The 9,462-nt window shown below is 67.4% G+C and carries 8 protein-coding genes; 5 read left to right on the forward strand and 3 right to left on the reverse strand.

Annotated features, from left to right (window positions below; all coding sequences use genetic code 11):
* From IBL25_RS22150 to IBL25_RS22165, 4 genes are all read left to right on the forward strand, one after another.
* Positions 1-494, forward strand: a 494-nt coding sequence (locus IBL25_RS22150; RefSeq protein WP_187780626.1) for a YdcF family protein, incomplete at its 5' end; no start/stop codon positions are given.
* Entirely contained in the window at positions 487-1,572 is a 1,086-nt protein-coding gene (locus IBL25_RS22155) for a GNAT family N-acetyltransferase (protein WP_187780625.1), read from the forward strand. The genes IBL25_RS22150 and IBL25_RS22155, both read left to right, overlap by 8 nt.
* Entirely contained in the window at positions 1,569-2,738 is a 1,170-nt protein-coding gene (locus IBL25_RS22160) for a glycosyltransferase family 4 protein (RefSeq protein ID WP_187780624.1), read from the forward strand. Before IBL25_RS22155 ends, IBL25_RS22160 begins: the two co-directional genes overlap by 4 nt.
* Positions 2,735-3,883 (forward strand): glycosyltransferase family 4 protein, encoded by a 1,149-nt coding sequence (locus tag IBL25_RS22165; protein WP_187780623.1) that lies wholly within the window; start codon positions 2,735-2,737, stop codon positions 3,881-3,883. Before IBL25_RS22160 ends, IBL25_RS22165 begins: the two co-directional genes overlap by 4 nt.
* Here the strand turns inward: IBL25_RS22165 and IBL25_RS22170 are convergent.
* Positions 3,864-4,634, reverse strand: coding sequence for an FkbM family methyltransferase (locus IBL25_RS22170; RefSeq protein ID WP_187780622.1), 771 nt, complete (start codon positions 4,632-4,634; stop codon positions 3,864-3,866). The genes IBL25_RS22165 and IBL25_RS22170 overlap by 20 nt on opposite strands.
* Before the next feature lie 183 nt (positions 4,635-4,817).
* Positions 4,818-5,213: a helix-turn-helix domain-containing protein gene (locus tag IBL25_RS22175; protein ID WP_238940583.1), complete on the reverse strand. Its 396-nt coding sequence runs from the start codon at positions 5,211-5,213 to the stop codon at positions 4,818-4,820.
* A 1,307-nt stretch (positions 5,214-6,520) separates the two neighbouring features.
* Between IBL25_RS22175 and IBL25_RS22180 the strand changes: the two genes are divergently transcribed.
* On the forward strand, positions 6,521-8,209 hold the full coding sequence (locus tag IBL25_RS22180) for a ParB N-terminal domain-containing protein (RefSeq protein WP_187780620.1): 1,689 nt from the start codon (positions 6,521-6,523) through the stop codon (positions 8,207-8,209).
* Positions 8,210-8,302: 93 nt separating this feature from the next.
* On the opposite strand, the gene IBL25_RS22185 is transcribed toward IBL25_RS22180, so the two are convergent.
* Positions 8,303-9,462: DUF4214 domain-containing protein (locus IBL25_RS22185; protein ID WP_187780668.1), on the reverse strand; the 1,160-nt coding region annotated here is incomplete at its 5' end.

Here is a 9,462-nt window from a genome sequence, read left to right on the forward strand (position 1 = left end):
TCCTGGGCGCCGAGATGGCCACGGGCGCCGGGCGGCCGGATATCGGGCCGATGACGCTGGAGCGGCTGCGCGCCGGCGCGGCGCTGCACCGGCGCACCGGCCTGCCCGTGCTGGTGACGGGCGGCCCCCTGGCCAGCGATGCGCCGCCCATCGCCCAGATAATGGCGCGCAGCCTGCGGGAAGATTTCGCCACCCCGGTGCAATGGGTGGAAAGCCAGGCGCCGGATACCCGTGGCAATGCCGTACTCAGCGCCGCCATGCTGCATCAGGCCAGCATTGGCACCGTGTATGTGGTGACCCATGCCTGGCACCTGCCGCGCGCCCTGGAAGCCTTCGAGCGCGCCGGGCTGAAAGCGGTGCCGGCGCCGGTGCGGCCGGCACGCAGCACTGAGCCGCAATGGTCCGACCTGCTCCCCCGGCCGGATCATCTGGCCGAAAGCTGGTTCGCCATGCGGGAATGGCTGGGGAGGCTGGTCTATGCCGTGCGTGACTGACACCCTGGCCGAGGGCCTGCTGCCCCTGCCCCGCCCCGAGGCTGGCTTGCCCGGGTGGTGCGACCGCTTCCTTTGCCCCGAGGGTGGAGAGGATTTCTTCTCCAGCCGCCTTTGGTACGACACCGTGCTGGGCCACGCGCTGCCTGCCGGCACCCGGCCGGTGGTGGCCCTCGCCGGCGGCGATCATGGCGTGCTGCTGCCGCTGCTGCGGGAAGCGGATGGGCGGCTGTGCAGCCTCGTCACGCCCTATACCCTCTCCTGGCGCCCCCTGCCGGCATCCGGCGCGACCATGCGCGAGGCCGGCATGGCCCTGGGCCGCCTGCTGCGGGGCGGGCGCCCGGCGCGGCTGGATACGCTGGATGCCGAGGCACCGGGGCTGGAGGAACTGCTGGCCGGGCTGCGCCAATCCGGGCTGGTGCCGCTGCGCTTCGAGCATTTCGGCAACTGGTGGCAGCCGCTGGAGCCCGGCGCCGGATGGGAGGGTTATCTCGCCGCGCGCCCTTCCGCCCTGCGTGCCACCATCCGCCGCAAATTGGCCCGCGCCGGGCGCGAAAGCCGCTTTGAGCTGTTGCGCGAACCCGGGCTGGCGCTGGAAAACGGCATCCGCGCCTATGAGGCCGTGCGGGCGCGCAGCTGGAAGCCCTGGGAGCCCTTCCCCGATTTCGACGGGGCGCTGATGCGTGTGGCCGCCAGCGCCGGCGCGCTGCGGCTGGGCGTGCTGCGTGACCTGGATGGCCAGCCGCTGGCGGCGCAGTACTGGGTGGTTTCGGGTGGCTATGCCTCCCTGCTGAAGCTGGCGCATGTCGAGGATGCCCGCGCGGCCTCCCCCGGCACGGTGCTGACGGCGCTGATGGCGCGCGGCGTGATTGACGAGGATAAAGCCACGGCCCTGGATTTCGGCCGGGGCGACGATGCTTACAAGCCGCTCTGGGTCAGCCAGCGGCGGCAAAGGATTGGCCTGCTGCTGGCCGACCCACGCAGCCCCGCCGGGCTGCTGGCGCTGGCGCGGCAGACCGCTGGACATGGACGCAGGCAGGCCCTGCAATGGATTGAGAAGGCTCGGAGACGCCAGGGATGAAGATTCTGTACAGCCACCGGATCGCGTCCCGCGACGGCCAGGGCGTGCATCTGGACGCCATGGTGGCGGCGATGCGCGCGGCGGGCCATGAGGTGCGCGTGGTGGGCCCCGCCAGCTACGACAATACCGACCTGGGCGGTGACAGCCGCATGGTCGGCCTGCTGCGCGAGAAGCTGCCCGCCTGGGTCGGGGAGACGGCGGAGATGGCCTATATCGCCCCCGCCACCCTGCGCCTCGCCCGTGCCGCCGCCGAATTCCAGCCGGACGTGATCTATGAGCGCGCCAATCTCTTTCACCTCGCCGGCACCGTGGTGGCGGCGCAGCGGCGCATCCCGCTGCTGCTGGAGGTGAACGCGCCGCTGGCGGAGGAGCGTGGCCGCTTCGGCAACCTGGCCCTGCGCCGCACCGCCGCCGCGCTGGAGCGCCTGGCCTGGCGCCGCGCCAGCCGCGTGCTGCCGGTGACGGAGGTGCTGGCTGACAAGATCCGCGCCGCCGGCGTGCCGGATGAGCGCATCACCGTGGTGCCTAACGGCATCCATCCGGAGGAATTCCCAGCCATGGCCGCGCGCCCGGCGGATGCCGAGGGGCCACTGGTGCTGGGCTTCGTCGGCTTCGTGCGGGACTGGCACGGGCTGGATCATGTGGTGCGCGCCATGGCCGCCTATCGTGGCCAGCACCCGCTGGCGCTGAAGGTGGTGGGCGATGGCCCCGCCCGCCCTGGCCTGGAAAAGCTGGCCGCCGAACTCGGCATCGCCGATCGCGTGACCTTCACCGGGCTTGCGGCGCGGGACGTGGTGCCGGGGCTGATCAGCGGCTTCGACATCGCCTTGCAGCCGGCCTCGGTGGCCTATGCCTCGCCGCTCAAGGTCTTCGAATACATGGCGGCCGGCCGCGCCATCGTGGCGCCGGACCAGCCGAACCTGCGGGAAGTGCTGCGGCAGGAGGAAACCGCCCTGCTCTTCAACCCCGGCAGCCCGGAGGCGATGTGGCAGGCGGTGCTGCGGCTGGCCGAGGATGCCGCCCTGCGCCAGCGCCTGGGCGAGGCCGCGCGGGCCGAGATCGCCCGCCGCGACCTGACCTGGGCCGGCAATGCGCGCAAGGTGCTGGCCCTGGCGGCCAGCGAGATGTCCCGCCTGCGCGGCGGCCTGCCGGTGGCCGCCGAATGACCCCGCCGCTGCTGCTGCACGTCTACCCCACCTTCGATGTCGGTGGGGCGCAGGTGCGCTTCTCCGCGCTGGCCAACCGCTTCGGCGCACGCTGGCGGCATGCGGTGGTATCGCTGGATGGTGGCGAGGGCTGCCTGGAGCGCATCGCGCCCGAGGTGCCGCTGTCCATGCTGCCCTCCCCCACCCGCAAGGGTGAGTCGCTGCCGCGCGCCATGGTCAATATCGGCAAGCTGCTGCACCGGCTGAAGCCGGACCTGCTGGTGACCAGCAATTGGGGCAGCATCGAATGGGCCCTGGCGCGGCTGGCCATGCCGGGCCTGCCGCATATCCATACCGAGGACGGCTTCGGCCCCGAGGAAGCCGCCGGCCAGATCCCCCGCCGCATGCTGACGCGGCGCATCGCGCTCCGCCGCAGCACGGTGGTGCTGCCTTCCACCATCCTGCTGCGGGCGGCACGGGACACCTGGCACCTGCCGCCATCGCGGCTGCACCACATCCCCAATGGCCTGGACCTCACGCGCTTCAACCCGGAAGGGCCGGCGGCCGATCTCGGCATGCCAGGCGAAGGCCCGGTGGTTGGCACCGTCGCGGCACTGCGGGCCGAGAAGAACCTGGGCCGCCTGCTGCGCGCCGCCGCGCTGCTGCGGCAGGAAGGCCTGGCCTTCCGGCTGGTGATCTTCGGCGATGGCTCCGAGCGCGCTGGACTGGAAGCCCTGACGCGGGAGCTGGGTTTGGGAGAAGCCGTGCGCTTCGCCGGCCATCTGACGAACCCCGCCGCCGCCTACCGGGCCATGGACCTCTTCGTGTTATCCTCGGATACCGAGCAGATGCCCTTCTCGGTCCTGGAAGCCATGGCGACAGGTTTGCCGGTTGCTTCCACCGATGCGGGCGACATTCACGCCATGCTTTCGGCGGAGAACCAGCCCTATATCGCCACCAAGGACGATGCGGCGCTGGCCACGGCCATGCGCCCGCTCCTGCAGGACGCGGCACTGCGCAAGCGGCTTGGCCAGGCCAACCACGCCAAGGCGCACCGGGACTATGATCAGGAAACGATGTTCCAGGCCCATGCCGCGCTGATCGAGCGTGTCTGCCGCCGGCAGGCGCCCCGGGCCGGCACCGTGTCTAGCGTGGCTTGGCGATGAGGTTCTGCGTCACATAGATCTCGCAGTACTTCACGTCATAGGGGAAGAGCGGCAGCAATTCCCCATTCAGGCACATCCGGTAGATGTCGTAGCCCGGAAGGGCTTCGAAGAAGTCGCGCATGGTGACATGCGTGGCGATATTGGCCGGAATGAACTCGAACTGCAGAAGGCGGATGCGCTTCTCGCGGATCGCGCGGGCGGCGCCCTGCAGGACCTTTAGGTCGAAGCCTTCCGTATCCACCTTGAGGAAGGCGACCTCCTGGATGCCCTCGGCATCAAGGAAAGAATCCAGCGTGGTGCTGGTGACTTCATGCCCCACCACGCCGCTGTCGAAAATCTCCACCGCGGCGCGGCTGAGGCTGGCCTGGGTGGAACCATCCTGCGCCTCGAAATCGAAGAGCTGCGTGACACCGGCCCGATCACTGAGGGCCTGCCGCATTGTCCGCACACCTTGCGGCGACAGCCGGGCGGACATGCGGGCGAAGGTCGCCGGGTGCGGCTCGAAGGCATAGATGGTTGCCTCAGGCGCCAGTTCGCGAAGATAGGCCGCGTAGCAGCCCATGTTGGCGCCTACATCCAGCAATACACCCCGTTGCAAGGCAGGCGCGATGCTGCGGAGGAAACGTTCCTCCGCGCTGTTCAGGCCATGCCGCCCGGGGAAGTTGATGGCCACGCCGTTGCAGCGCAGCGCGAAGTCATAGATGGCGCGCGAGACACCCGCCGCAGCAGGGCGGTTGAGCGCCCAGAACAACGGGTAGAACGCAGTCTCAATGACACGGCGCGCTCTTCCACCACGCCAGAGCGGAGTTTCCACCCGCTCTGGCGGAGGCATCATATGCTCCGCCATACCGGACATCGCCTCTTCTGCCGCGGCGAGGCCATACCTTTTGGGGATACCCCGCCGCGCTCTGTCGCATGTTCCCGTATCGGTTGCTCAGACGCTCTCTTCCGGCACGGGGCGGAGCGCCTGCGGCGAGGTCATCATGCGGGCCACCGCCACCAGCGCGCTGCGGTGGCGCGGGTCGACGATGCTGCCGAACATCTGCACCAGTTCAACGATCTCCTGGCTGGAATTGGCCGGCGCGGCGGGCTGTTCCATCTCAACAGAGGAAGCGGCGGCCAGCAGCGTATCGGCACGCACGCCCAGGGCGTTCGCGATGGCGATCAGGCGGCTGGCGGTGATACGTGTCGCGCCCGTTTCATAGCGATGAAACTGAGCGCCGGTCACACCGATTATATCGGCGACCTGCTTCTGTGTGAGACCAGCCGCACGGCGGTACTGGCGGATCTCGCGGCCAACGGCGCTGTCAGGAGTCGATGGGTTGCGCATCTTCACGGCAGAGTTCCCAAGGCAAGGTCAGTGAGGGGGGGATCAGCAGAGGCGTTTGGTAACGAGCTGGAACAACCGAGATCTATGGGCGTGACGGCAGAGCCTCTGGCCGGGAAATGCACCCACGCCAAAGGAAGAAGGCTGTGGCACGACAGACCTTGCACACGTCACTATCCATCTCCCCGGTTCCAGCAGGATTGCTGCACCGCTACGGATTAAACATCGGCCCAGCAGGGACGTTGCGGTTTATGCGGTAGGCGGGTGCCTCCACGGTACTGGAATGCCTGTGAGACGGCCGCGATTTGCTGGCAAAAATGCGACGAACCACGACAAAAGAGCGACACAATCGGGCTTAGTCCCAGTCGATTACCAAAGCTTACAATAGCTAGACCAGTCACTTCGCAAACGAACATGCTCTCACGAGCGGTGTGAAGAATGAGCCTGCCCCGCTCAAGGCTCGGCACGGCGTCACCAACATGGCGCCTACTCAGCGCCTTCTAGAAATCCAGCATAAACTATGTGCAGGACAATATAGTTATACTGCGAACCGCAGAATTTTCTCGGATAACTACTTCACAAACAAACGTGAACGCCACTTGCAAGAAACTGCGCGGAGCGCAGAGGCAAACTCAACCCGTGCTTGGAAGAATCTCAGAAATTGCTCAACCAGAGGGCGAAAAAGCTGGCTTTGAGGATTCTCTCGAGACACAAAATGGCTTTGGAGCCCTTTCTGACACCGCACCGCAGTTGCAACGGTCGGCGAAGGGCATCGAGTGTAAACTTTTCCGACGGTCTTTCCAGAGTTCATTCGCACAACCATAGAGGGAAATCGATCAGCACACCGACACAACCGCCCTGCCTGAAAAATGTTATGCTCCAGCAATTGTCATTGGACTTTACACCGCTGAAGGCCTTTTTTCTGTCAGGGCTGAGCCGTTCTATGGAACTGGAAGGTCCATCTCATGTAATAAATTTACGGGCTCTACAGCACGCCAGCCCCATGACGAATCTGACAAAGTTCCTTCTGGAAAAATTCAGCTTTTACATTTTAGTTGAATATCCTGTTTGTGCTTCGGAAGCACCCGGTGTTGGACGACCCAAGCAGTTCCCAACCGAATCATAGAACTGGAGGAGCATTACCGTTATGGGAGGACACTCTCGCGAAGCCGGCAACGCCGGCACCCACAATCATCGCGTGTACTGTCCTCGCGTTTCACCTGATGAACGGACGCGTTGCTGCCGCCGCTGGGCCCGTACCGGGCATGGGTAGCCCCTCTTCCCAGTACCGCCCACGTGGGGCCGCCGCGATGCCGCCGCATGCTCCTTCACCGCAAGGACATGGCCCCGCCCCGGCCGCCGATGCCTTTCCTGCTTTTGTCAGCCTGCGGGTGACCACCTTCTCCCCTGCCGCCGCACGTGAAATGCTGCGCCGCGCCCATCCCAGCCGTCGGCGGCAGGAGGAAACGGTGCGGAGCTATATGCTCGCCATGCGTGACGGGCTCTGGATGATGAATGGCCTGCCGGTCATCGTCTCCCGCACCGGCGTGCTGCTGGATGGCATGCAGCGCCTTGCGGCCTGCGCCGAGAGCGGCATCCCGCTCCGCACCTATCTGGCCGAGCATGTGGCGGATGACGCCTTCCACACCATTGACCAGCATCGCCGCCGCAGCCTGGCCGCCCTGCTGAAGCAGGACGGGCACGCGCATCACCACCTGCTGGCCGCCCTGCTGCAGAGGCTTACCGAGTACGATGCCCTCACGCTGGGCAGGCCCATGGCCGACCCTGCCGCCTGGGTCAGGCTGACGCGCATCCTGTCCACCTGCCCCGAGATCGAGGCAGCCCTGGCCGCCAGCCTGGCACGCACCTCCTCACCCTTGCCGGAGGCAGCCCGCAGCGCCTTCATCTTCATGGGCAGGCAGGCCGACCCGGAGCTGACCGAGCGGCTGCTCGATGTGCTGGAAACGCCGGCGCAGTTCCCACCCGATGAGCCAGGACTCCTGCTGCTTCAGGAACTGACACGCGGCCGCACGACCGCCTCCTGGGAGCACCCGCTGGCTCTGGCGATCAAGGCCCTCAATGCCATGCTGGCCGGCAAGCGGTTGCGCACACTGAACTGGAGCTCCCGCGCCGCCCGCGGCAAGCCGCCTGAAGCCTTCCCCAGCCTGCTGGGATATCAGGGCCTCGAAGCCCTCGCCGCCCTGTCCGAGGAGATGGAGCCGGCGCAGGAAGGGCAGCATTGGCAGATGGAGATCATCGATAGCGCCGTGGCCAAGCGTTACCTGGCCCAGGGCGGGCAGACCCGGCAGCCCATTCCGGCGCATGTGCAGGCCCTGGCTTCCGATATCCAGCGCGGCCGATGGATGCTGAACGCGCAGCCGATCTGCTTCTCCGCCAGCGGCCGGCTGCTTAATGGCATGCACCGGCTGCTGGCCGTGGTCGCCGCCAATGGCCGGATCCGGACGCCGGTGGTGCGGGGCCTGCCGGAGACAGCGCGCGCAACCTACGACACCCAGCCCAAGCGCATCGCGGCTGCGGAAAGCTTGGCCGGCGATTTCGGTGACCAGGGCCTGGCCACCGCCATGGCCAATCTTCTCTGGCGGCACGAGCGGCGGACGGACCAGACGCATTACAAGCGCGCCGGCGCCGCCGAGATCCGCGAGATCCTGACCCAGCACCCCCGCCTGATCGAATTGCGCGGCTTCGCCCGGCGCATGGTGGAATACGGCCGTTCCTCCGTCATGGGCTATGCGGCCTATGTGATGGAACGCGAGGACCCCGAAACCGCCGAGATCTTTTTGAAAGCGCTGTCCACCGGCGCCGACCTCGGCCAGGGCCACCCCATCCTGACGCTGCGCAACACCTTGCAGCGCCTGCGGCGGGAAGGCGCCTCGCAGTCGGAGCAGCTTACCACCCTGCTGGCGGGCTGGCGCCGCTACCGCAGCCACCCGGCGGCCGCGCAGGACCGGAAGAGACGGGCCACCGGGCAGGGCGGCTGAAAGCAGGCAAGGCGGGGCAACGATGCCGTTGCCCCGCCCGGAAGCCATGCCCCGGGTGCCGATCCCGCACCCGGCGCCCCTTTGTCCGCCCGATCAGCCCAGCACGATGCCGTGGTCGGTCAGCGGCTGGCTCAGCTGGAGGAATTCCAGGCTGTCGGCGAAACCGGCAACCACCTCGCCCCGCGTCATCCCATGCGTCAGCTGGTCCAGCCAGAAGGCCTCGCCCATCGCCTCGCCGGCACGGCCAAGGGTATTGGCGTAGACCATCTGCACGAAGTCGAGGTCCGAGGCACCGGGGAAGCGGGCCTGGAACTCGTCGCTCCGCGCGAAGAGATTGGCCATATCCGCGGTGCTCATGCCGGCATCGGCCTTGGCATCCCAGAACTGCAGCCCCGCCGCATCCGGCGCACGGTCGAGCACCGCCTTATAGAGGCGCGCGATATCCGCCATCTGGTCGTCCACGTCCCAGAGGCCCTGCGCCAGCAGGCCCTGGGTGTGTTCGCGGTTCTCCGCGCTTTCGCTGAAGCCGACCAGCATCTCCGCGCGGCTCATGCCATGGGCCAGATGGTCCTGCCAGCCGTCCAGGCCCGCCGCATCCGGCGCGCGGCCCAGCACCTGCTCATAGGTGCGGACAATGAAGCCAGCATCGTCCAGGTCGCCGAAGCGGGACTGGAACTCGTTGCTGCCCATGAAGCCATCGGCCAGCTTGGCCAGCGAGGCACCATTGTGCAGCTCCGCAGTCCAGTGCTCCTGGCCGATGGCATCCGGCGCGCGGCCCAGCGCGGCCTGGTAGAGGCGCATCACCTGCGCCGCGGGATCCGCCGCATCGAAGACCAGCCGGCCATCGGCGAAGTGGATCGCATCCGCATTCGTGAAGGACAGGCTGCCATCGGTGCCGGTCAGCGTGCCGCTGGCGCCGAGGAAGCTACCATCGGCCTGCGCACCATGGCTCACCGTCAGGCCCGAGAGGCTGGACTGGGACCAGAACATCTCGGTGTGCAGCGTGCCGGAGCTGACGGCCGTGGCGGGCACGGCATCGGCGGGCGCCGGCACAACCAGGCCACCGGAGCTGCTGGCCGCCCGCGCCTGGACGGAGAAGCAGGCATCGCTGTTGCTGTCGAGCAGCGCGGCGGTGCTGCCGGTGCTCACGCCGTTGACGCGGATGTCTTCCACATAAAGGTTGCGGTCCGTGTCCTCCGAGCCGCCCCAGGCGTCGTTGAGGAACTGCACCACCACGTCATGCGCGGCACCGG

The sequence above is a fragment of the Pseudoroseomonas ludipueritiae genome, assembly GCF_014490445.1.
Taxonomy (GTDB): domain Bacteria; phylum Pseudomonadota; class Alphaproteobacteria; order Acetobacterales; family Acetobacteraceae; genus Pseudoroseomonas; species Pseudoroseomonas ludipueritiae.